The 23,010-nt window shown below is 33.9% G+C and carries 18 protein-coding genes; 14 read left to right on the plus strand and 4 right to left on the minus strand.

The features are described 5' to 3' along the window. Nucleotides 1-48: 48 nt before the first annotated feature. From mnmG to deoC, 7 genes are all read left to right on the plus strand, one after another. On the plus strand, nucleotides 49-1,944 hold the full coding sequence (gene mnmG, locus HMPREF9018_RS01870; protein ID WP_008447245.1) for a tRNA uridine-5-carboxymethylaminomethyl(34) synthesis enzyme MnmG: 1,896 nt from the start codon (nucleotides 49-51) through the stop codon (nucleotides 1,942-1,944). Between the two features lie 87 nt (nucleotides 1,945-2,031). Next, nucleotides 2,032-2,562: an adenine phosphoribosyltransferase gene (locus tag HMPREF9018_RS01875; protein WP_008447279.1), complete on the plus strand. Its 531-nt coding sequence runs from the start codon at nucleotides 2,032-2,034 to the stop codon at nucleotides 2,560-2,562. Between the two features lie 348 nt (nucleotides 2,563-2,910). Continuing rightward, a complete protein-coding gene (uvrC, locus tag HMPREF9018_RS01880; protein WP_008447381.1) occupies nucleotides 2,911-4,752 on the plus strand; it encodes an excinuclease ABC subunit UvrC in 1,842 nt (613 codons plus the stop codon). 24 nt (nucleotides 4,753-4,776) lie between these two features. Beyond that, a complete protein-coding gene (gene dtd / locus HMPREF9018_RS01885; protein ID WP_008447281.1) occupies nucleotides 4,777-5,229 on the plus strand; it encodes a D-aminoacyl-tRNA deacylase in 453 nt (150 codons plus the stop codon). 37 nt (nucleotides 5,230-5,266) lie between these two features. Next, nucleotides 5,267-5,392, plus strand: coding sequence for a hypothetical protein (locus tag HMPREF9018_RS11375; RefSeq protein ID WP_008447290.1), 126 nt, complete (start codon nucleotides 5,267-5,269; stop codon nucleotides 5,390-5,392). A 6-nt stretch (nucleotides 5,393-5,398) separates the two neighbouring features. Further along, nucleotides 5,399-5,737 carry a nucleotide pyrophosphohydrolase gene (locus HMPREF9018_RS01890; RefSeq protein WP_008447269.1) on the plus strand — a complete coding sequence of 113 codons (339 nt, stop codon included), beginning with the start codon at nucleotides 5,399-5,401 and terminating at the stop codon, nucleotides 5,735-5,737. 42 nt (nucleotides 5,738-5,779) lie between these two features. Next, on the plus strand, nucleotides 5,780-6,727 hold the full coding sequence (gene deoC, locus HMPREF9018_RS01895) for a deoxyribose-phosphate aldolase (RefSeq protein WP_008447218.1): 948 nt from the start codon (nucleotides 5,780-5,782) through the stop codon (nucleotides 6,725-6,727). A gap of 473 nt (nucleotides 6,728-7,200) precedes the next feature. Here deoC and HMPREF9018_RS01900 read toward each other — a convergent pair whose 3' ends face one another. After that, nucleotides 7,201-8,181, minus strand: a complete 981-nt coding sequence (locus HMPREF9018_RS01900) for a polyprenyl synthetase family protein (protein ID WP_008447356.1) — start codon at nucleotides 8,179-8,181, stop codon at nucleotides 7,201-7,203. An 89-nt stretch (nucleotides 8,182-8,270) separates the two neighbouring features. Between HMPREF9018_RS01900 and polA the strand changes: the two genes are divergently transcribed. Continuing rightward, nucleotides 8,271-11,033 carry a DNA polymerase I gene (gene polA, locus HMPREF9018_RS01905; protein ID WP_039864007.1) on the plus strand — a complete coding sequence of 921 codons (2,763 nt, stop codon included), beginning with the start codon at nucleotides 8,271-8,273 and terminating at the stop codon, nucleotides 11,031-11,033. Between the two features lie 115 nt (nucleotides 11,034-11,148). Here polA and HMPREF9018_RS01910 read toward each other — a convergent pair whose 3' ends face one another. Then, nucleotides 11,149-12,159 (minus strand): acyltransferase family protein, encoded by a 1,011-nt coding sequence (locus tag HMPREF9018_RS01910; protein ID WP_039864009.1) that lies wholly within the window; start codon nucleotides 12,157-12,159, stop codon nucleotides 11,149-11,151. Nucleotides 12,160-12,294: 135 nt separating this feature from the next. Here HMPREF9018_RS01910 and ychF point away from each other — a divergent pair, with 135 nt between their 5' ends. The 3 genes from ychF to mutS all read left to right on the plus strand — a co-directional run bounded on the left by ychF (nucleotide 12,295) and on the right by mutS (nucleotide 17,045). After that, nucleotides 12,295-13,398: a redox-regulated ATPase YchF gene (gene ychF, locus HMPREF9018_RS01915; protein WP_008447212.1), complete on the plus strand. Its 1,104-nt coding sequence runs from the start codon at nucleotides 12,295-12,297 to the stop codon at nucleotides 13,396-13,398. Nucleotides 13,399-13,421: 23 nt separating this feature from the next. After that, entirely contained in the window at nucleotides 13,422-14,264 is an 843-nt protein-coding gene (lgt, locus tag HMPREF9018_RS01920) for a prolipoprotein diacylglyceryl transferase (protein ID WP_008447242.1), read from the plus strand. Between the two features lie 117 nt (nucleotides 14,265-14,381). Then, nucleotides 14,382-17,045, plus strand: coding sequence for a DNA mismatch repair protein MutS (gene mutS / locus HMPREF9018_RS01925; protein WP_008447321.1), 2,664 nt, complete (start codon nucleotides 14,382-14,384; stop codon nucleotides 17,043-17,045). A 66-nt stretch (nucleotides 17,046-17,111) separates the two neighbouring features. Here mutS and HMPREF9018_RS01930 read toward each other — a convergent pair whose 3' ends face one another. Both HMPREF9018_RS01930 and HMPREF9018_RS01935 read right to left on the minus strand, forming a co-directional pair. Next, on the minus strand, nucleotides 17,112-17,732 hold the full coding sequence (locus tag HMPREF9018_RS01930) for a hypothetical protein (RefSeq protein ID WP_008447379.1): 621 nt from the start codon (nucleotides 17,730-17,732) through the stop codon (nucleotides 17,112-17,114). A gap of 21 nt (nucleotides 17,733-17,753) precedes the next feature. Next, the gene (locus tag HMPREF9018_RS01935; RefSeq protein ID WP_008447216.1) at nucleotides 17,754-18,236 is read right to left on the minus strand and encodes an RNA polymerase sigma factor; all 483 of its coding nucleotides are present in this window, start codon (nucleotides 18,234-18,236) and stop codon (nucleotides 17,754-17,756) included. Between the two features lie 257 nt (nucleotides 18,237-18,493). Between HMPREF9018_RS01935 and leuS the strand changes: the two genes are divergently transcribed. Genes leuS through HMPREF9018_RS01950 form a run of 3 tightly spaced genes read left to right on the plus strand, consistent with a single transcriptional unit; the run spans nucleotide 18,494 to nucleotide 22,939 of the window. Continuing rightward, nucleotides 18,494-21,376: a leucine--tRNA ligase gene (leuS, locus tag HMPREF9018_RS01940; RefSeq protein WP_008447363.1), complete on the plus strand. Its 2,883-nt coding sequence runs from the start codon at nucleotides 18,494-18,496 to the stop codon at nucleotides 21,374-21,376. Continuing rightward, the gene (locus tag HMPREF9018_RS01945) at nucleotides 21,373-22,347 is read left to right on the plus strand and encodes a YitT family protein (RefSeq protein ID WP_008447268.1); all 975 of its coding nucleotides are present in this window, start codon (nucleotides 21,373-21,375) and stop codon (nucleotides 22,345-22,347) included. The genes leuS and HMPREF9018_RS01945 overlap by 4 nt, the downstream gene beginning before the upstream one ends. 10 nt (nucleotides 22,348-22,357) lie before the next feature. Continuing rightward, complete coding sequence (locus tag HMPREF9018_RS01950; RefSeq protein WP_008447224.1) at nucleotides 22,358-22,939, plus strand: non-canonical purine NTP diphosphatase; 582 nt, start codon at nucleotides 22,358-22,360, stop codon at nucleotides 22,937-22,939. The last annotated feature ends 71 nt before the right edge of the window (nucleotides 22,940-23,010 follow it).

Here is a 23,010-nt window from a genome sequence, read left to right on the forward strand (position 1 = left end):
CGGATTAAATTTCCTACTTTTGCATAGAAATTAGAAAATGTATAAACAATGATTTTTCAATATGATGTTCTTGTTATAGGTGGAGGGCATGCAGGTTGCGAGGCAGCAACTGCTGCTGCTAACATGGGAGCAAAGACCTGTTTGCTGACAATGGATATGAACAAAATAGCCCAAATGAGCTGTAATCCAGCCATAGGCGGAATAGCCAAAGGGCAAATAGTACGCGAAATTGATGCTCTAGGGGGGTATATGGGACTTATTACTGATGCCTCCTCTATTCAGTTTCGTATGCTCAACCGTTCGAAAGGGCCAGCAGTTTGGAGCCCAAGAGCACAATGCGACCGACAAAAATATATTGATAATTGGAGGAAAACAATAGACAATACTGAAAACCTATACATATTTCAAGATCAAGCTACAGAACTCCTTGTAGAGAAGAGCAACACTTCTAAAGAAGCTGCACAAAGAGTTATAGGAGTAAAAACTATTTGGGGTATAGATATGTATGCACGTACTGTAATTATAACAGCAGGAACTTTCCTTAACGGATTAATGCATATTGGAAATAAACAAGTAGAAGGAGGGCGAATATCAGAACCTGCCGTACATAATTTTACTGATAGCATAACACGTTGGGGAATTACTGTAGCACGCATGAAAACAGGTACTCCTGTACGTATAGATAAGCGCTCGGTACATTTTGAATATACAGAAAAACAGCCAGGCGATTCAGATTACCACCAATTCTCATTTTTTGGCAAACAACGTTCTTTACCTCAAATGCCTTGTTGGACATTTAATACCAATGAAAAAGCACACAGAATCATACGTAATAGTTTATCAGAAGCACCTATACTTAATGGACAAATTCAGAGTACAGGACCACGTTATTGCCCTTCTATAGAGACTAAACTTATAACTTTTCCTGATAAATCATCACACCCTTTGTTTCTTGAACCTGAAGGAGTTGATACAAACGAGATGTATCTTAATGGCTTTTCATCAAGTATGCCATGGGATATTCAAATAGAAGCAATACACCAAATTCCTGCTCTAAGCGATGCAAAGATATATAGACCGGGATATGCTATTGAATATGATTACTTTGATCCTACCCAATTAAAACCTTCTTTAGAATCTAAAATCATTGAAGGTTTATTCTTTGCAGGGCAAGTTAATGGTACTACAGGTTACGAAGAAGCTGGTGGACAAGGAATAGTAGCAGGCATTAATGCTGCTAACTTATGCAGTAATAACCAGCCTTTTATAATGAAAAGGGACGAAAGTTACATAGGAGTGCTTATAGATGACCTAACTACAAAAGGTGTTGATGAACCTTATCGTATGTTTACCTCACGTGCAGAGTATCGCATTTTACTCAGACAAGATGATGCTGATGCTCGCTTAACAGAAAAGGCATATACTTTAGGAATAGCTAAACGTGAACGTTACGACTGGTGGTTAGAGAAAAAAGAACATATTCTACGCATAGAAAACTTCTTTTATAATAACACTGTAAAGCCTGAATACGTAAATAGTTTGTTAGAAAAAATAGGATCTTCTCCCATTAAGGGAACTACAAAATTAATCGATTTAATCGGTAGACCTAATGTAACTATAACAGATTTGGCCAACATTCTCCCTACTTTAAAGGAATGTTTAGAAACATGTACTAACAGAAAAGAAGAAATAATCGAGGCTACCGAAATAAAAATGAAATATAAAGGGTATATAGAACGTGAACGTATTTTTGCAGAAAAGATGCACCGCTTAGAGAATATAAAGATAAAAGGGCACTTTAACTATAACAAAATACATGACCTTTCTACTGAATGCAGACAGAAGTTAGAGCGTATACAACCCGAAACTTTAGCACAAGCAAGCAGAATACCCGGAGTTAGTCCTAATGATATTAATGTACTATTAATATTAATGGGTCGATGAAATGAAAAAAAAAGACAATAAAAACATTATAATAAAAAACATTTTATATTATAAATAAGCAACTAAAGTAAAAAGAAAAATACACTAATGAACAAACAACTATTACTTGACAACCTGAGATGTATTCCAGATTGGCCAATAAAGGGCGTTAATTTTCGTGATGTTACAACACTATTTAAATCGGCAGAAGCTTTAAAAGAGATCTCTGACGAGATGTACGAGCTTTATAAAGATAAAGGTGTAACAAAAGTTGTTGGCATCGAAAGTCGCGGTTTTGTCATGTCTTCTGCCCTTGCAGAACGTCTTGGCGCAGGCATAGTGCTTTGCAGGAAACCAGGTAAACTACCTTGTGAAACCGTACAAGAAACATACGAAAAAGAATACGGCACAGACACAATAGAAATACATAAAGATGCTATTAACGAAAATGATGTTATCCTTCTTCACGATGACCTCCTTGCTACAGGTGGAACTATGAAAGCTGCATGTAAATTAGTAAAGAAATTCAACCCAAAGAAGGTATATTGCAACTTTATAATAGAACTATTAAAAGAATTTCCAGAATGTAGATCACAATTTGACAAAGATATAGAGATCTCATCTCTGCTCCAATTCTAAAAAAATAATATTTAAACAATAGAATAATAAATAATAACCAAACAAAGGCGGAGCAACTTTTAAGAGAAAGATGTTCCGCCTTTTAATTTTAGAAACATATATAGATATGTATTCTTACATAAACACAGAAAGTAAAAACATAAACCTAAAGAAAAGATGCAAGCCAAAGAAAACACGAAAGAGTTTATAGAAACCTTACACCGTTTATCCTCTTTTTAAAGTCCACTTGCTCATAATCCTTTACTAATAAAAAAAACACCTATAAGGCTAAAGATAAATAAAGATCCTTAAACGTTCCACGTGGAACAAAGAAGATAGAAACAGTTAGAAACAAGATAGTTACAAAAAATGGATAAAGAAAATAATCAAAAGCGCATAGAACGTTTGAAAGCTATAGTAGCAAGCATGCCAGAGAAGCCTGGCACATACCAATATTATGATAAAGATAATATTATCATTTATGTTGGGAAGGCTAAAAACTTAAAGCGCAGAGTAGCCTCTTATTTTCATAAAGAGGTAGATCGTTTTAAGACAAAGCTCCTTGTTTCTAAAATTTTCGACATTTCTTATTCTATAGTAAACTCAGAAGAAGACGCCTTATTAATAGAAAATCAGCTTATAAAACAATACCAACCACGTTATAATGTCTTGCTTAAAGATGGCAAGACATATCCCAGCATTTGTGTAACTAATGAGCTTTTTCCTCGCATATTTCACACAAGAACAATTAATAAAAAGCTTGGTACATACTTTGGACCCTACTCACACATTAGCTCCATGTACGCTATTTTAGACATTATAAAGAAAACTTATAAGCCGCGAAGCTGTCGTTTCCCTATAACAAAAGAAGGTATACAGCAAGGTAAATATAAGTCGTGCTTAGAATACCACATGGGAAATTGTGGAGCACCATGTATAAACAAGCAAAGCTATAATGAATATCAAGAGAACATAAAACAGGCAAAAGAGGTGCTAAAAGGCAATACACGTTCTGTGCAACACATCATACGTAAGCAAATGGAAGAGCTATCAGAGCAGCTACGTTTTGAAGAAGCTGAGATATGCAAACAGAAATACATTGCTTTAGATAATTTTGCTACAAAAAGCGAGATAGTATCCTACACCATTACCGATGTTGATGTCTTTTCAATAGATAATGATGAAACTAATAAAAATGCTTTTATCAATTACATTCATGTTACTAATGGAGCCATTAATCAAAGCTTCACATACGAATATAAACGCAAACTTGATGAGAGCGATGCAGAACTATTAAATGAGGCCATACCTGAGATTCGTGAAAGATTTAAAAGTAAAGCAAAAGAAATTATAGTGCCATTCGAGCTTGATTTTAAAATAAAAGATGCTGACTTTTTCATTCCTCAGCGCGGAGACAAACGCCATTTGCTTGAGTTATCGCAAATGAATGCTAAACAATATAAGTTCGACAGACTAAAACAAGCTGAAAAACTCAATCCTGAACAAAAGCAAACACGCCTTATGACAGAACTTCGCGACAAACTAAAACTTCCCAAACTACCTTATACTATTGAGTGTTTCGACAATTCTAACATATCTGGAACAGATGCAGTAGCAGGGTGTATAGTATATAAAAAGATGAAACCTTCAAAAAAAGACTATCGTAAATATAACATCAAAACAGTAGAAGGCCCTAATGATTACGCATCTATGCAAGAGGTGGTACGCCGCCGTTATAGCAAGATAAAAGCAGAAGGCACTCCTCTACCCGACCTTATTATTACCGATGGCGGTAAAGGTCAAATGGAAGTAGTACGCACTGTTATAGAAGACGAGCTACATCTTCATATCCCTATAGCTGGCTTAGCTAAAAATGATAAGCATCGCACTAACGAACTTCTATATGGCTTCCCAGCCCAAACCATTAGTATAAAACCCACTTCTGAGCTATTTAAAGTACTCACACAGATACAAGATGAGGTGCACAGATATGCCATTTCCTTTCACAGAGACAAACGGTCTAAACATCAGCTACATAGCGTATTAGATGAGATTCCAGGCATTGGACCTAAGACAAAAGAAGCTCTTTTAAAAGAACTAAAGACCTTAAGTAATATAAAAACTACTGATTTACAGACACTTACAAGTATTATTGGCAGTTTTAAAGCAGAAATAATTTTTAATTATTTCCATAACAAAACAGATAAGTAGCGGAATATTTCGTATATTTGTAACATGAGAATAGTAATACAACGCGTAACAAAAGCCTCAGTATCTATAGGCGGCAAGGTAAAATCGGCTATAGGTTCAGGGTATCTTATCTTACTTGGGATAGCAGATAACGATACTCAGGAAGATGCTAACTGGCTTGTAAAAAAGGTTATCGGTCTTCGTATCTTCGATGATGATGATGGGATAATGAATAAAAGCATTATCGAACAAGGAGGCGATATACTTGTCGTTTCACAGTTTACGCTACTTGCAAGCTACAAAAAAGGCAATCGCCCCAGTTGGCTTCACGCAGCCAAACATGAGCTGTCTATCCCTCTCTACGAACATTTCTGTCAGGCTCTTTCCACCCTACTTGGTAAAGAAGTGAGAAGAGGAGAGTTTGGTGCCGATATGAAAGTGGAATTGCTAAATGATGGTCCTGTAACTATTTGTATGGATACACATAATAAGGAATAGAAACAAAAATATCTAACGATACTTGCAAAAAGAGGAAATGGTAAAAGAAAATAATAATAAAGCTCTTAAAGTACTCATTATTTATATCGCTATAGTTATCATAGCCTGGATAATAGGATTAGCATTTATCGTATCTTGTGGTGGAATTAAAGGATTTACATAAAATATAATGACAATAAAAGAAGCACAATCAGCAGTAGACCAATGGGTAAAAACCTATGGCGTGCGCTACTTTAGCGAGCTTACCAATATGGCTTGCCTTACAGAAGAGGTAGGCGAACTTGCTCGTGTAATGGCTCGCCAGTATGGAGATCAGAGTTTTAAAAAAGGAGAAAAACCCAACATCGGTGAAGAAATGGCTGACATACTATGGGTACTTATGTGTATGGCAAATCAAACAGGGGTAGATCTCACCGAGGAATTGCAAAAAAGTTTCTATAAAAAAACTACCCGCGATAAAGATAGGCATATTAATAACCCTAAACTTAAAGATAAAAGAAATAAATAAGCGAAATCAATAAATAATATCATAAATATAATTAAAATCAATATGGGAAGTATAAAAGAACAATTCTCTAACGACATTCACAAACAGAAAAATACCGGTAAGGTGGATAGTAGTAAATACGAGCAAGCCCTTTCATTGTATGATCTCAATATTACTGATGATGAGGTAAAAAATGCTGTACGGAAAATTATTGAGGAAAAGGTAAGTGAGAATAATAACAAGGAGGTAAAGAAGTTTCTCCTCAGCACAGTAGAATATACCACACTAAGTGTCAGCGATACCGAAGAGAAGGTGCTTAAAATGGTGGAAAACGTTAATAAGTTTGAGGAAGAATATCCTAACCTACCTAATGTTCGCACCATAGTAACCTACCCTAACTTTGCAAAACTTGTAGCCAACAGTCTTGAAATAGATGGTGTGGATATTACAGTGGTATCGGGAGCTTTTCCTTCATCACAGAGCTTTTTAGAAGTAAAAACAGTAGAAACAGCTCTTGCTATAAAAGACGGAGCTACTAATGTAGACATTGTTCTACCTGTAGGAAAATTCTTTTCAGAAGATTACGAGAGCGTTTGCGATACCATTTCAGAGCTTAAAGAAGTGTGTGGCGACGTAGACATGAAGGTTATCCTTGAAACAGGTGTATTAAAAACAGCTAAAAACATTAAAACAGCAGCCCTGCTTTCTATGTATTCTGGTGCACAATTTATAAAGACCAGCACAGGCAAAGAAGGTGGTGGTGCTACAGCAGAAGCCGTTTATGTAATGTGTCAAGCTATAAAAGAATATTATAACAAGACAGGCATACAGATAGGATTAAAACCTGCTGGCGGCATTAACAGTGTCATGGACGCTGTAATATATTATACTATCTTTAAAGAAGTGTTAGGCGAAAAGTGGCTATCTAACTATTATTTCCGTCTTGGCACAAGCAGGCTTCCAAACTTAATCTTATCAGAACTATTAGAAAAGGAGATAAAATACTTCTAAAAACATGATAAAACATTGTTTTTTAGGGTTTTAAAAGATGTCCTTTTTTTGTCGCAGTTTGCCTGCTTTCGGGGTTTGAACATTAGTTTGTAACGGTGTAATACATACTATAAGTATGCTGTACACGATATATAAAAACATACTATCCCATGTTCAAATCCCGCTTTTTAATGCCCAACCCTTACTTTTAACAACACAAGCTATACTCTCTTTATAAAACAAGAGATATTTTTTGATTTCATTTTTAATTTATTTTTAATACAAAAATAGATTATTTTTAGTACAAAAATAATCTATTTTTTAAAACAGCAAATAACATAATGGTTTACAAATAGTTACATATTTACATTAAAAAGACATCTTTTACCATAAAAAATAGTATGCCTTAAAGATAAATAAAAAAGCAATGCCGCTATATGCAGCATTGCTTTTCAGTTATATAAGAAGCTAATTTTCAAATGTGTAAATACCCCTTATTTATTACGTTTAATAATATAGTCTAAATAAGTACTAAGCGACTGTTTAATAACAGGATTGCTAATTTTAGTATCAATAAAAACCTTAGCTTTAGCATGATACCTCTTCATACACTCTTCAGCATATTCTATGCCCCCTTTTTCTTTTGCAAATGTTACCAGCTCCTCTATCTCCTTACTACTTATAGAAAGCATTTTTGCTTTACGAGCCAACATCATCATACGCTCATCACTTGTCTTATTAAGCGCATATATTAATGGTAAGGTGAGCTTTCCTTCCGTTAAGTCGTTCCCTGTAGGCTTTCCTATCTCCTTTTCCGATTCGAAATAATCGAAAATATCATCGCGTATCTGAAAAATCATTCCTATGTTTTTACCAAAAGCTCGTGCTAAAGCAACATCTTCTTCTGAAACGCCAGCACTCTCTGCACCTATAGCAGCGCATATTTCAAATAATATAGCTGTCTTTCGTGCAATGATTTCCAAATAAGCAGCCTCTGTTATCTCTTCACGTTTTATATTAGAAAGCTGCAATATTTCGCCATCACTAAGCGTTTGCCCAAGCTCTGCAAGATACTTCACTATACTGTTACTATTAGTATATCCCACTTGCTGCAACGCTGTAGAAAGCACATAATCGCCCACTAACACTGCCACCTTATTATTATAAGAAGCATTTACGCTGGCCTGTCCTCTACGCTCATTACTCTCGTCTACAACATCATCATGTATCAATGATGCCGTATGAAGCAGCTCTAAGCCAACTGCAGCATGCTGCGTTGTCGGCGAAACTTTCCCAAAACTCTTAGCTATCAATAATATAAGAATGGGGCGCATACGTTTTCCACCACGCTGCTTAATGTGGTGTAACACTTGTGTTAACAGACCATCTTCATGATCTAACGATGAATTAAAAAGATCAATAAAGTCGTTTAATTCCGATTCTATAGGTCGTTTTATAATTGATAAAGTATCCATTCACTCATTGATATATGATACAAAATTACTTATTTTATCGGAGATTATGGAAATATATTAGTAATTTTACACCTAAAATATATATAATTATGGATAAAATATTTCTAATAGATGCCTACGCCTTAATATTTCGCTCATACTATGCTTTTATAAAAAACCCTCGTATAAACTCAAAAGGTCTGAACACATCAGCCATAATGGGCTTTTTTAATACCCTTCATGAGGTTATTACAAAAGAGCAACCTACCCATATTGGTGTAGCTTTCGATGTAGGTAAAACTTTTCGCAATGAAGCTTTTCCACAATATAAAGCACAAAGAGAAGCTACACCAGAAGACATAAAGCTATCAGTGCCTTATATACAAGACATTCTTAAAGCCATGCACATTCCTATACTGCAAGCCGACGGTTTCGAGGCAGATGATGTTATAGGAACCCTTGCTACCCGTTTTAGTGCCGATGGAATCGATACTTTTATGCTTACACCTGATAAGGATTATGGCCAACTAATAGGTAGTCATGTTTATATGTACCGTCCTCGTCATGGTGGAGGATACGAAATATTAGGCGAAAAAGAAATAAAAGAAAAATATAATATACCAAAGACATCACAGGTAATAGACTTACTTGCGTTAATGGGCGATGCTGCTGACAACTTTCCGGGCTGTCCGGGTGTAGGAGAAAAGACTGCATCTAAACTAATCAATGAGTTTGGCTCTATTGATAACATACTTTCTAATACCGATAAAATCAAAGGAAAACTAAAAGAAAAAATAGAAAACGCTGTAGATGATATTAAGATGTCTAAATTTTTAGCCACTATACGCCGCGATGTTCCTATTAACATAAAACTGGACGAACTAAAAACAGAAGAACCAGATATAAATAAGCTACACGAAATATTTACTGAATTAGAATTTCGTAACCTACTAAACAAATATGTTAAAAACAGCAAAGAAATAGCTAAAAACGTAAATAATCAGCTCGATTTATTTAACGAAAATACGGGCGAAGATACGAACAGCAGCATTTTATCCGATTTTAAAAGCCTCAAATCAGTACACTACGAATACCAACTAATTGATAATGAGGAAGAAGCTATACGTGTTTGTGATTTTTTATTTACATCTGATATTTTAAGTTTAGATACAGAAACCACCTCTACCAATACAATGCAAGCAGAATTAGTAGGACTTAGTTTTTCCATAGAGCCTAATAAGGCTTTCTACATAGCTATTCCTTCTGATAGAGATAAAGCGCAAAAAATGGTAAATATCTTCAAGCCACTATATGAAGAAGATAAGATATTAAAGATAGGTCAGAATATTAAGTACGATTACGAGGTGCTTGCTCAATATGGCATCAACATAAAGGGCAAGATGTTCGATACCATGATAGCTCATTACCTTATACAACCTGAGCTACATCACAACATGGATTATATGGCAGAAACGCTGCTTAACTATAAAACAATACACATCGATGAGCTTATCGGAGCAAAAGGAAAAGAGCAGAAAAACATGCGCAACCTCTCCCCTACTTCTATATACGAATATGCTTGTGAGGACGCCGATATTACTTTACAGTTATATAATGTACTCTTACCAAAGCTAAAAGATGTAAATGCTGAAAAACTTTTTTGGGATATAGAGATGCCTCTCGTAAGAGTTTTAGCTAACATGGAGATGAACGGAGTATGCTTAGATACAGACGCTTTACAAGAAACCTCTAACATTTTCACCAAACGTATGCAGACTTACGAAGCACAAATATACGAGCAAGCGGGCGAAAAGTTTAATATATCAAGCCCCAAGCAAGTAGGCGATATTCTCTTTGGAAAGATGCAAATAATGGAAAAACCTAAGAAAACAAAGAAAGGGCAGTATGTTACTAATGAAGAGGTATTGCAAAGTTTGGAAGCATCTTCACCTATTGTTCGCAACATACTAAACTATAGAGGCATTAAAAAGCTATTAGGCACTTATGTAGATGCTCTTCCTAAACTTATTAACAAGCGCACAGGACGCATTCACACATCGTTTAATCAAGCCCTTACAGCTACAGGGAGACTGTCTTCAAGCGACCCCAATCTGCAAAACATTCCTGTTAGAACAGACGATGGAAAGGAAATTCGCAAGTGCTTTATCCCCGAGCCTGAATGTGTGTTTTTTTCGGCAGATTATAGCCAAATAGAACTTCGTATAATGGCACATCTTAGCAAAGATGAAAACATGATAGAAGCCTTTCGTAGCGGTTATGATATCCATAGAGCAACAGCTGCAAAAATATGGCACATTCCTATGGAAGATGTTACAGACACACAACGCAAAAAAGCTAAACAAGCTAACTTCGGTATTATATACGGTATTACTACTTATGGTCTAGCACAACGTATGGGAATACCAAACAATGAAGCTAAAAAACTTATAGAAGACTATTTCAACACTTTCCCTAAAGTACATGATTTTATGGAAAGTGCTAAAGAATTAGCTCGAAAAAAGGGTTACGCTGAAACTATCTTTGGACGTCGCCGGTATCTTAACGACATCAACAGCAAGAACTCTACTGTACGAGGTTTTGCCGAACGTAACGCCATAAATGCTCCTATTCAGGGCACAGAAGCTGACATTATAAAAGTAGCTATGATACGTATATATGAAAGATTCTGCCGTGAAAATATTCGCTCTAAGATGATACTACAAGTACACGATGAACTAAATTTTTCTGTTTTCCCTGACGAAAAAGAACGTGTAGAGCACATCGTTTTAGAAGAAATGCAGGCTGCCTGCACTCTCAGTGTTCCACTTATAGCCGATGCAGGATGGGGTAAAAACTGGTTAGAAGCACACTAATTAGCAAGTTTTATTACTTACCCCCCCCCTATTTCTTATACCTATAAACGATATAAGAAACAGGGGGAGATTTATTTACCATATAAATATCATACGTTAAGCATAATATATATATCTATAATCTCAACTTCTTTGCAACCGATTGAGACAACTTCATTATAGGAACTGACACACTTATAGAAACTAATAGTAAGGCAGCATAAATTAACAAAGGTAATTTAAAACTATAAATGAACTTAGGAAAAAGATGAATACAGAAAAAACTATGTGTTAACCAAATTACCATAGAATACTTTCCCATAAAATATAAAAATGACCTAAAGACACCTTTAACATTAAGATGTATAAATAGAAAAATAAAAACAAAGCTGTAAAAAGGATCAAAAGCCATCGTTCTTATAAAACATTTTAAAGATACCAATACTAATAAGCAAACTATTAATAAAATATTTTTATCTTTTAAAGATCGTATAAACAATTTACCCTTAATATTTTGCCTATGCAATAATGCTCCTATAACAAAACTAAACATCAATTCAAAATAAACTACAACATGAGCAAAAACACTATCATAACTTTGCTTAACAGCAATATACCTACTATAAATATAAGCACTTATCAAATAAATAAAACAAAATAAAATAATAGCGAAGTATTTATTTACCTTGTCTAATATTCTAAATATTATAATAGAAGTTAAACTTAACAGCATATACGGAAAAAGAAACCAAGACACAGCATTATAAGAACTATTATAACTTGTTATATTTCCTATAACTTTATACAAATCTCCAGGATAAACATTAGGACGTAAAATGGAACCTATACTTACAAAAATAAATAATACCAGCCAATATGTTATATAAAGCTTTAATAATCTGTGTAATTGATTTTTAAAGCTAACCCTACCTTGTGCATACATATAATCTAATCCATATCCGCTTAAAATTAAAAAAAATGGTACGGGTGGACAAGCTCTTGTTAAAATATTAACAAAAGGAATAGACCCTATATACAAAATAGGAGTTGTTTGTGTTATAACAACATCTACCCTATTAAATAAATGTAGGAAAACCATCATTAATATAGCTATCCCTTTTAACATAAAACTTGTATCTTTTGACATCAGATTTTATTTCCTTTAATAATAATTATTATACAAAAGTACGATAAAAAAAGCGAGTATCATCGTGCATTAATAGTTTTTGTCATTATTATTATGTACTTTTGCATAATAAAGAAATAAACGTTTAAACAATATATGGCATTAAAATGTGGTATTGTAGGCTTGCCAAACGTAGGTAAATCTACTCTTTTCAATTGTCTTAGTAGCGCAAAAGCACAAGCTGCTAATTTTCCTTTCTGCACTATAGAGCCTAACTTAGGCGTTATTACAGTGCCTGACGAACGACTTAACAAGTTGGCAGAAATAATTCATCCTGGACGCATCGTACCAGCTACGTGCGAGATAGTAGACATTGCAGGTCTTGTAAAGGGAGCAAGTAAAGGCGAGGGATTAGGAAACAAGTTTCTTGGAAACATCAGAGAATGTGATGCTATTATTCATGTTATAAGATGTTTTGATGATGATAATGTTGTCAGAGAAGGAGGAATGAGAGTAAATCCTATAGAAGACAAAGAAATTATAGACACCGAATTACAGCTAAAAGACCTTGAAACTGTAGAAGGACAAATTACTAAAACAGCAAAAATAGCTGCTGCAGGTAATAAAGATGCAAAAACACTGCTAAACATTTTAAATGCTTATAAAGAAGCTTTAGAGCAAGGAAAAAATGCACGCAGCGTTACCTTTGATAGCAAAGAGGAAAAACAAGCTGCTCACGATTTGTTTTTATTAACCACCAAGCCTGTACTCTATGTTTGTAATGTAGATGAAAACAGTGCAAAACATGGGAATGAATATAGTAAGCAAATAGAAGCGATTGCTGCAGAAGAAGGTGCAGAAGCAATGATTATTGCCGCTAAAACAGAAGAAGATATTGCTTCATTAGAAAGCTATGAAGATAAAAAAATGTTTCTCGATGAGCTTGGATTAGAAGAAAGCGGTGTTAACAGACTAATAAATAAAGCTTATCACTTACTCAATCTACAAACATTTATTACTGCTGGTGAGATGGAAGTAAAGGCATGGACCTACCATAAAGGTTGGAAAGCACCACAATGTGCTGGAGTTATTCATTCCGACTTTGAAAAAGGCTTCATTAGAGCAGAAGTAATAAAATATGATGATTACATTACATACGGATCGGAAGCTAAAATCCGTGAAGCAGGAAAGTTAAGTATAGAAGGTAAAGAGTATGAAGTACAAGATGGAGACATCATGCACTTTCGCTTTAATGTTTAATAAAATCATTCAATAAAAACACTATGCTACCTTTATATATCACATGGAACCCAAGCCAATATCTCTTACCTATTGGCTCTGCAGGTATACGCTGGTACGGAATGTGCTGGCTATTAGGGCTTGCATTAGGCTACTTTATGATGAAGTGGCTTTACAAAAAACACAAATATAGCAGCGAAAAGTTCGACCCACTCTTTCTATACGTCTTTATAAGTATTTTGTTAGGAGCACGTTTAGGACATTGCCTGTTTTATGAACCTGAATATTTCTTAACCTCATGGGATCATATTATAGAAATGATAATTCCTATACGACACCTTTATAATGGAGAATGGAAGTTTGTAGGATATCAGGGATTAGCTTCTCATGGCGGTGTGATAGGACTACTTGTGGGATTATATCTATATATAAAACGATACAAGATGAAAACATGGGTGGTACTCGATTTCTTTGGTATATGCTCCAGTATCACAGCATGCTTTATACGTATAGGTAACCTTATGAACTCAGAGATCATTGGAAAAGTAACTAACGTACCTTGGGCGTTTATTTTTATAAAAGTAGATAATAAGCCACGCCACCCGGGACAGCTATATGAAGCTATCGCATACCTACTATTCTTTGTCATAATTTACTTCATTTACAGACGTAACCCTAAAAAGGTAGGTACAGGATTATTCTTTGGCTTATGCTTATTCCTTATCTTTGTGTTCCGTTTTGTTATAGAATATACCAAAGAGCTACAAGTGGCTTTTGAAGCAGGCTTACCTATGGATATGGGACAGATACTTAGCATACCACTAATACTGCTTGGCGCATGGGCTATATGGCGCTCAAAAGGTAAAGAGATAAAAATAGGCTCGTAGAAAGCTCCTAACATCTTACCATAGCATAACGTGAAAAGATTTGCTTCTTAAACTCTATTTTTGTATTTTTGTGTATTATAAATTATTATATTAACCTATAAGAAAGGATAAATATCAATGGCAAAAAACGATAAAGGAATGACACCAATGATGAAACAGTTTTTCTCAATGAAGGCAAAACATCCTGATGCCCTCCTTCTCTTTCGATGTGGAGATTTCTATGAAACTTACCATGACGATGCCATTGATGCTGCAAAAATATTAGGTATTACACTTACTAAACGCAATAATAGTGCAGGGTGTAGTGATATTGCTATGGCAGGCTTCCCTCATCATGCTCTTGATACTTATCTTCCTAAACTTATCAGAGCAGGAAAACGGGTAGCTATATGCGACCAGTTAGAAGACCCTAAAAAGAAGCGAGAAGAGATAAAAGGCAAAAAAGGCTTATCACCTATGGACAAGATGGTAAAGCGTGGCATTACAGAACTTGTTACACCTGGTGTGGCTTTAACTGATAATGTTCTTAATTATAAAGAAAACAATTTCCTTGCAGCTGTACATTTCGGCAAACAAGCATGTGGCATTAGCTTCCTTGACATAAGTACAGGCGAATTTCTTACAAGTGAAGGAACATACGATTATGTAAAAAAACTCATAGGAAGTTTCTCCCCTAAAGAGATATTATATGATAGAACATGTAAAAAAGACTTTGAACAAAACTTCGGAACCAAACTTTGTTGTTTTGAAATGGACGATTGGGTTTTTACAGAACAAAACGCTAATCAAAAATTACTAAAACATTTTGCTACAACTAATTTAAAAGGTTTTGGTGTTGATCATCTGCATAATGGTATCATTGCAGCAGGAGCCATTATGCAATACTTAGAGCTTACGCAACACACACAAATACGACATATAACAGCCTTAACACGTATAGAAGAAGAAAAATACGTAAGAATGGATCGTTTTACTATACGTTCACTCGAACTTATATCTACTATAAACGAAGAAGGGACATCGCTTCTTAATGTTATCGATCACACCATCACACCTATGGGAGGAAGAATGCTGCGTCGCTGGGTAGTCTTTCCACTTAAAACTGTAAAAACTATTGAAGAAAGATTAGATATAGTTGACTATTTCTTTAAACAACAAAACTTCTGCGAAACAATACAAGAACAATTTCACCGTATAGGCGATTTAGAACGTATTATATCAAAAGTAGCTGTAGGAAGAGTATCACCGCGCGAAGTTGTACAATTAAAAAATGCTTTAAAAGCTATTATACCCGTTAAAGAAGCATGCTTACACGCTGACAATAAAGTACTTAAAAGAATAGGAGAACAGCTTAATCTATGTGAAAGCTTGCGTAACAGAATAGAAAAAGAAATACAAAACGACCCTCCACAACTTACTAACAAAGGTAATATCATAGCGCATGGTTACAATCAAGAGTTAGATGAATTACGAACTATTCGTGATCATGGCAAGGAATATTTAATGAAAATCCAACAACAAGAAGCAAAGCGCACAGGTATCAACTCCTTAAAAATAGGTTTCAATAATGTATTTGGATACTATTTAGAAGTGCGCAACACATTTAAAGATAGCGTTCCACAAGAATGGATTCGTAAGCAAACACTTGCACAAGCAGAACGATATATAACACAAGAATTAAAAGAATATGAAGAAAAAATACTTGGAGCAGACGAACGTATATTAATTTTAGAAAATAAGCTCTTTTTAGAACTTATCAATGATATGCAAGAGTTTATACCACAAATACAAATCAATGCTAACCTTATAGCACATCTCGACTGTATTTTTTCTTTTTACTATACATCTAAAGAACATAATTATATAAGACCTATTGTAGACGATTCTAATATCTTAAACATAAAACAAGGACGTCACCCCGTAATAGAAACTCAGTTGCCATTAGGCGAACAATATATACCTAATGATGTATTACTAAACAACGATGACCAGCAAATAATGATGATAACAGGTCCTAATATGGCTGGAAAATCTGCTTTACTTCGCCAAACAGCCCTTATAGTACTATTAGCACAAATAGGCTGCTTTGTTCCTGCTGAGAGTGCTACTATAGGAGTAGTAGATAAAATATTTACACGAGTAGGTGCTTCTGATAATATATCCTTAGGCGAAAGTACCTTTATGGTAGAAATGACAGAAGCATCTAACATTCTTAACAATGTTACACCACATTCTTTAGTACTATTTGATGAATTAGGACGCGGTACAAGTACGTATGATGGCATAAGCATAGCATGGGCTATAGTAGAATATCTACATGAACAACCGCGCGCAAAAGCGCGCACACTATTTGCTACCCATTATCACGAACTTAACGAAATGGAAAAAAACTTCCATGGTATAAAGAATTATAATGTTTCTGTAAAAGAAGTAAATGGTAAAATTATCTTCTTACGTAAGCTAGAAAAAGGCGGAAGTGAACACTCTTTTGGTATACATGTTGCCGATATTGCAGGAATGCCTCGAAGTATTGTAAAACGTGCTAAAACTATTTTAAGTGAATTAGAAAGCGATAATGCACAAGTAGGAAGTAAAGATAAAATATCTATAAACAAACTTGAACAGAACAAAGAAGATATGCAGCTTTCGTTCTTTAAGCTCGATGATCCTGTACTTGAACAAATTCGTGATGAGATAATTGGTTTGGACATCAATAATCTCACACCTGTAGAAGCACTTAATAAGCTAAATGAAATTAAGAAAATTGTAAAAGGTTATTGATATAGAAAAAAGACTATATAGCTATTAATAAGCAATACTACTAATAACAATAACCCTTATATTATCTCAAGACTCTCCTTTTAACTCATTTATTTGCTCTATAATCTCTTTACTGGTGCGCTGCATCTTAAAATAAATCTTTATAGCAACAACTATACCTACTATCAAACCAAAAACACCTATTATAAAACCATAAAGAAAAGGATCTTTATATATTCCTGTTTGCGCCTTTACAATTATAAATATATCAGCATTATAAAGCTCTAATAATAACCATGGTATCCAAATAACAAATATAATAACACCTACAACGATATTTGTTAACTTACGAAACTTGAGCTGCCATACCATATGCTGAGCTGTCTGAAGTAAGTTTCCTGAAAGAAACTCTTCATCTGAAAAACTATTTACCCATTTATCCAATAAAACATCTGCAATTATTACTACCATTGAAAAAAAGAAAAAATACCAAGAAGTCTTCAACATTATAGTTAAAAATAAGAAAGATAAGAAACTAATAATAATACCAATGTATGAAAAATATTCATATTTTTTAAAGAATGACATCTTATTAAACATAGATTGGCGTATCATCTTATCACTTACAATTTCTTGATTGGATAATTTACTTTTTAATATATTGAGTTGCTTACGCATCTCTTCTAATTCATTTACTTGCTTATTCATAAATATTTGTTTTTATTTAAGTTAATCTTTCATCTTTTTCAATTGTTCTTTAATTCGAAAAAGACGTACTGAAACATTTTTTGTAGAAATACCTACAACTAATCCTATCTCCTCATAACTCATATTTTCAAGCCAAAGCAACACTATAGCTCGATCAAATGGATTTAACCTGCTTATACGATGATTAAGAGCTTGTATCTGCTTCGAATCAATATCACTATCTATAAAAGGGCTAATATTCATAGATAATGATTCTGTTTTCTGCCGTTTCTTCTTCTTATCTTGTGTTATACAAGTATTTAGAGCCACACGATAAATCCATGTTTTTATATCACTTTTCCCCTCGAAAGAAGCTAAACCTTTCCAAATGTTTATCATAATCTCCTGAAAAAGATCATCTATCTCTGCCTCATTACTTGAAAACATATAGCAAACTGTATATATCGTTGCCTTATATTTACGAACGATAAACATAAACTCGTTTTCATTTTGATAGGGTTTCATATAATCTTTTTACTTATTAGACATAAAACTGTATTAAAAAACTACACTAAAATAAAAGATTTAACACAAAGATAATATTATTTCGTAAAATAACTAATATCTATATTACCACTTTTTATACTTCAAACATATAATTTTCAGAAAGATTTTGTAATTTTGCACCTTAGGATATTAGGCATTAATACATACTAAAAAATGAATAATAAATATATTAGCCCATATCACATAATGCAAGAAAAATAATAACTACAAACGAAATGGAATACAACTTTAACGACATTGAGAAGAAATGGCAACAGAAATGGGTAGAAAACAATACCTATAAAACCGTGGAAAAGGAAAATAAAAAGAAATTTTATGTTCTAAATATGTTTCCTTATCCTTCTGGAGCTGGTCTTCATGTTGGACACCCTTTAGGTTATATAGCCAGTGATATATATGCACGCTACAAACGTTTACAAGGTTTTAATGTGCTTAACCCTATGGGTTATGATGCTTACGGATTGCCTGCAGAGCAGTATGCCATTCAGACTGGTCAACATCCTGCTATAACTACAGAAAAAAATATAGCTCGTTATCGTGAGCAACTGGATAAAATTGGATTCTGTTTCGATTGGGACCGTGAAATACGTACATGTGATCCTGAATATTATCATTGGACTCAATGGGCTTTCCAACTTATGTTTGCATCATATTTTGATAACAATTTACAAAAAGCTCAACCTATAGACAACATAATAAAACACCTATCTATACATGGTACTGACGGGCTTAATGTTGCTCAAAATGAAGAATTAAACTTAACTGCTGCTCAATGGAATGCTATGAATGAGCAAGAACAGCAACAAGTTTTAATGAACTATCGTATAGCTTATCTTGGTGAAACGATGGTTAATTGGTGTCCAGAGTTAGGTACTGTTTTAGCAAATGATGAGGTTGTAAATGGTGTAAGTGAACGTGGTGGATATCCTGTAGTACAAAAAAAGATGAAACAATGGTGCTTACGCGTATCAGCATATGCACAGCGTTTACTAGAAGGATTAGACACTGTAGATTGGACAGAATCTATAAAAGAAACACAACGTAACTGGATAGGACGTTCAGAGGGTACTGAGATGATATTTCAAAGTATTACTCCAACATCTCAAGGAGAACCTCGTAAGGGTACATTTACTATATTTACTACTCGTGCCGATACAATATTTGGTGTATCATTCATGGTTTTAGCTCCCGAAAGTGAGTTGGTAAAAAGTTTCACTACTTATAAACAACAAAAAGAAGTAGAAGAATATTTATCGTATGTAAAGAAACGTACAGAACTGGAACGTATGTCTGATCGTAAGGTTACAGGTGTTTTTTCAGGTTCATATGCCATCAATCCTTTTACAAATGAGCAAATTCCTATTTGGATTTCAGAATATGTTTTAGCAGGATATGGTACTGGTGCTATTATGGCTGTTCCTGCACATGACAGTCGCGACTATGCTTTTGCTAAACATTTCAATCTACCTATTATCCCTTTAATACAAGGAGCTGATATTAGTCATGAAAGTTTTGATGCTAAAGAGGGCATTGTTATTAACTCTCCTATAAAAGGTAAATTTAGTATAGATGGATTTTCACTAAACGGATTAACTGTTAAAGAAGCCATTGCTAAGACTAAAACATTTGTTACAGAAAGGAAAATAGGACAAGTAAAAATTAATTATCGACTGCGTAATGCTATTTTCTCACGCCAACGTTATTGGGGAGAACCATTTCCTGTATATTATAAAAACAATATGCCTTATATGCTTCCTGAAGAATGTCTACCATTAGAGTTACCAGAAGTAGATAAATACGAACCTACCGAAACAGGAGAACCACCTTTGGGAAGAGCACCTATTTGGGCTTGGAATGAAGCTGAGAAAAAGGTTGTAAGCAAGAGTTTAATAGATCAAAAGAATGTTTTTGCATTAGAATTAAACACCATGCCAGGTTTTGCAGGTTCTTCTGCTTACTATCTTCGTTATATGGATCCTCACAATAACAAAACTATTGTAGGAAAAAAAGCTGTTGAATATTGGCAGAATGTAGACCTTTATGTAGGTGGAACAGAACATGCCACAGGGCATCTCATCTATAGTCGCTTTTGGAATAAGTTTTTATTTGATTATGGATATAGCGTTAAAGAAGAGCCTTTCCAAAAACTTATAAACCAAGGTATGATACAAGGACGTTCTAATTTCGTATATCGTATAAACACAGAAGATCACAGTAAAGAACCTGTTTTTGTTTCTTTAGGACAGAAAGACAAATATAAAGTAACTCCTATTCATGTAGATGTAAATATTGTTCATGGAGATATTTTAGATATAAAAGCTTTTAAAGCATGGCGCCCTGAATATAAAAATGCAAGTTTTATTTTTGAAGATGGCAGTAAAAAATATATAGAAGGAGTAAAATATAAATGTGGTTGGGCTATTGAAAAAATGTCTAAATCAATGTTCAATGTCGTAAATCCTGACCTTATTGTAAATCAATATGGAGCTGATACTCTACGTTTATATGAAATGTTTTTAGGTCCTATAGAAGCTTCTAAACCATGGGATACCAATGGTATTGATGGTTGTCATCGCTTCTTACGCAAATTTTGGAAACTTTTCCAACAAGAATTAACTAATGATGAGCCATCTAAAGACTCTTTAAAAAGTGTTCATAAGCTCATTAAGAAAGTAACATCGGATATAGAATCTTTCTCTTATAATACAGCAATATCGGCATTTATGATTTGTACTAATGAGTTAGGGCAACAAAAATGCACAAATAAAAAACTTTTAAAACAGCTTATTATACTTATTGCACCATTTGCTCCACATATTGCTGAAGAGCTTTGGGAACAATTAGGAGGCACTGGTTCTATCTGCGATGCTCAATGGCCTATATATGATGACAAATATTTAAAAGAAGATCAGATGCAACTTACTGTTTCTTTTAATGGTAAAGCGCGCTTTCAGATGCTTTTTGCAGCTAATGCTTCAAATGATGAAATACAAAATAAAGTTCTAAAAGAAAAAAAGAGTCAACAATATATTGCTGGCAAATCAATAGTAAAAATTATCATCGTTCCCAAGAAAATTATTAATATTGTATTAAAATGAGCAACACAAAAGTTATAAATGAGGTAAAAGACTATATATTTATTACTCTTGGTTTATTACTCTATACCTCTGCTTTTACTATCTTTCTTTTACCTTATGAAACTGTAACAGGAGGTGTTACAGGAATAGCGGCTATAGTTTTTTACGCAACAGGCTTTAAAATCCATTATACATATATGATCATCAATGTATCGTTGCTGATCGTTGCGTTAAAAGTTTTAGGCTGGAAATTTATGGTAAAAACCATATATGCTATAATAGCTCTATACTATATGCTTGAATATGCACAAATATTAATGCCAGTAGATGATCATGGTAAATATATCCAAATTCTCGGTGAAAGCCAGTCATTTATGTCTATGGTAGTAGGTTGTTGCTTAACAGGTACTTCACTTGCTATAGTTTTCTTAAATAATGGTAGTACAGGTGGTTCCGACATAATAGCTGCTGTAGTAAATAAATATAAAGAAGTATCATTAGGACAAGCACTAATGTTACTTGATGTGTTAATAGTATCAAGCTGTTTTTTTATACCACAGTTTGGAGATATGGCAAGCAGGGCACATAAAGTTGTATATGGCTTATGCACAATAGTTGTAGAATGTGGTATGCTTGATCTTATTTATAGTCGTCGACGATCGTCTGTACAATTTATGATTTATTCACGCAAACATGAAAAAATAGCAACTATTCTTTCTAAAGAAACTGATCATGGAATGACTATTCTTGACGGACATGGTTGGTATACAGGAAAAGATATTAAAGTAATATGTCTTCTTGCTCGTAAAAATGAAAGCGAACTAATATTCCGTCTTATAAAAATGACAGATCCTAATGCTTTTGTTAGTCAAAGTGCAGTTATAGGTGTATATGGTGAAGGATTTGACTCTATCAAAGTTTCTGTAAAACAAAAACATGTAAAAGAGCATAAAGCTATATTAGAAGAAACAGAAAATATACCAAAAACATAAAAGAAACATAATGAAAATAGTATTTGCAACAAATAATAAACATAAACTCTCTGAAATAAAAAAAATACTTAGTGAAGATTTTGAGATAATATCATTAGAAGATATAGGTTGTCATGAAGAAATACCTGAAACAGGAACAACACTTGAAGAGAATGCAAGACTAAAATCATCATATATTGTAGACCACTATCATATAGACTGTTTTGCAGATGATACAGGCTTAGAAGTAGAAGCTCTAAATGGTGAACCAGGAGTATACTCTGCACGTTATGATGATACTACAGATCATGATAGCGAAGCTAATATACGAAAACTTTTAAGAAAATTAGGTAATAATAGTAATAGAAAAGCTCGCTTTCGTACTATTATTTCATTAATAATAAATGGAAAAGAATATCAGTTTGAGGGCTGTATAGAAGGACATATAGCTTTAGAAAAGACAGGCACAGGTGGCTTTGGTTATGACTCTATTTTTATACCAGAAAATTACAATAAAAGTTTTGCTTCTTTGGGAGAAAATATAAAAAATAAAATATCCCACCGTGCAATAGCTGTTAATAAATTAGCTAAATTTCTAAATGATATATCATAATTATAAGATATGGGCTACAATGATTTTATTTTATTGTAGCCCATATTTTTTTATTAACTAATATATCTCTT

Origin of the sequence: Prevotella amnii CRIS 21A-A, assembly GCF_000177355.1 — a bacterium.
GTDB lineage: Bacteria > Bacteroidota > Bacteroidia > Bacteroidales > Bacteroidaceae > Prevotella > Prevotella amnii.

Bases quoted from the DNA above. Each gene is read 5' to 3' on its own strand.
- mnmG (WP_008447245.1), top strand. From the start codon at position 49: ATGATTTTTCAATATGATGTTCTTGTTATAGGTGGAGGGCATGCAGGT.
- HMPREF9018_RS01875 (WP_008447279.1), top strand. From the start codon at position 2,032: ATGAACAAACAACTATTACTTGACAACCTGAGATGTATTCCAGATTGG.
- uvrC (WP_008447381.1), top strand. From the start codon at position 2,911: ATGGATAAAGAAAATAATCAAAAGCGCATAGAACGTTTGAAAGCTATA.
- dtd (WP_008447281.1), top strand. From the start codon at position 4,777: ATGAGAATAGTAATACAACGCGTAACAAAAGCCTCAGTATCTATAGGC.
- HMPREF9018_RS11375 (WP_008447290.1), top strand. From the start codon at position 5,267: ATGGTAAAAGAAAATAATAATAAAGCTCTTAAAGTACTCATTATTTAT.
- HMPREF9018_RS01890 (WP_008447269.1), top strand. From the start codon at position 5,399: ATGACAATAAAAGAAGCACAATCAGCAGTAGACCAATGGGTAAAAACC.
- deoC (WP_008447218.1), top strand. From the start codon at position 5,780: ATGGGAAGTATAAAAGAACAATTCTCTAACGACATTCACAAACAGAAA.
- HMPREF9018_RS01900 (WP_008447356.1), bottom strand. From the start codon at position 8,181: ATGGATACTTTATCAATTATAAAACGACCTATAGAATCGGAATTAAAC.
- polA (WP_039864007.1), top strand. From the start codon at position 8,271: ATGGATAAAATATTTCTAATAGATGCCTACGCCTTAATATTTCGCTCA.
- HMPREF9018_RS01910 (WP_039864009.1), bottom strand. From the start codon at position 12,159: ATGTCAAAAGATACAAGTTTTATGTTAAAAGGGATAGCTATATTAATG.
- ychF (WP_008447212.1), top strand. From the start codon at position 12,295: ATGGCATTAAAATGTGGTATTGTAGGCTTGCCAAACGTAGGTAAATCT.
- lgt (WP_008447242.1), top strand. From the start codon at position 13,422: ATGCTACCTTTATATATCACATGGAACCCAAGCCAATATCTCTTACCT.
- mutS (WP_008447321.1), top strand. From the start codon at position 14,382: ATGGCAAAAAACGATAAAGGAATGACACCAATGATGAAACAGTTTTTC.
- HMPREF9018_RS01930 (WP_008447379.1), bottom strand. From the start codon at position 17,732: ATGAATAAGCAAGTAAATGAATTAGAAGAGATGCGTAAGCAACTCAAT.
- HMPREF9018_RS01935 (WP_008447216.1), bottom strand. From the start codon at position 18,236: ATGAAACCCTATCAAAATGAAAACGAGTTTATGTTTATCGTTCGTAAA.
- leuS (WP_008447363.1), top strand. From the start codon at position 18,494: ATGGAATACAACTTTAACGACATTGAGAAGAAATGGCAACAGAAATGG.
- HMPREF9018_RS01945 (WP_008447268.1), top strand. From the start codon at position 21,373: ATGAGCAACACAAAAGTTATAAATGAGGTAAAAGACTATATATTTATT.
- HMPREF9018_RS01950 (WP_008447224.1), top strand. From the start codon at position 22,358: ATGAAAATAGTATTTGCAACAAATAATAAACATAAACTCTCTGAAATA.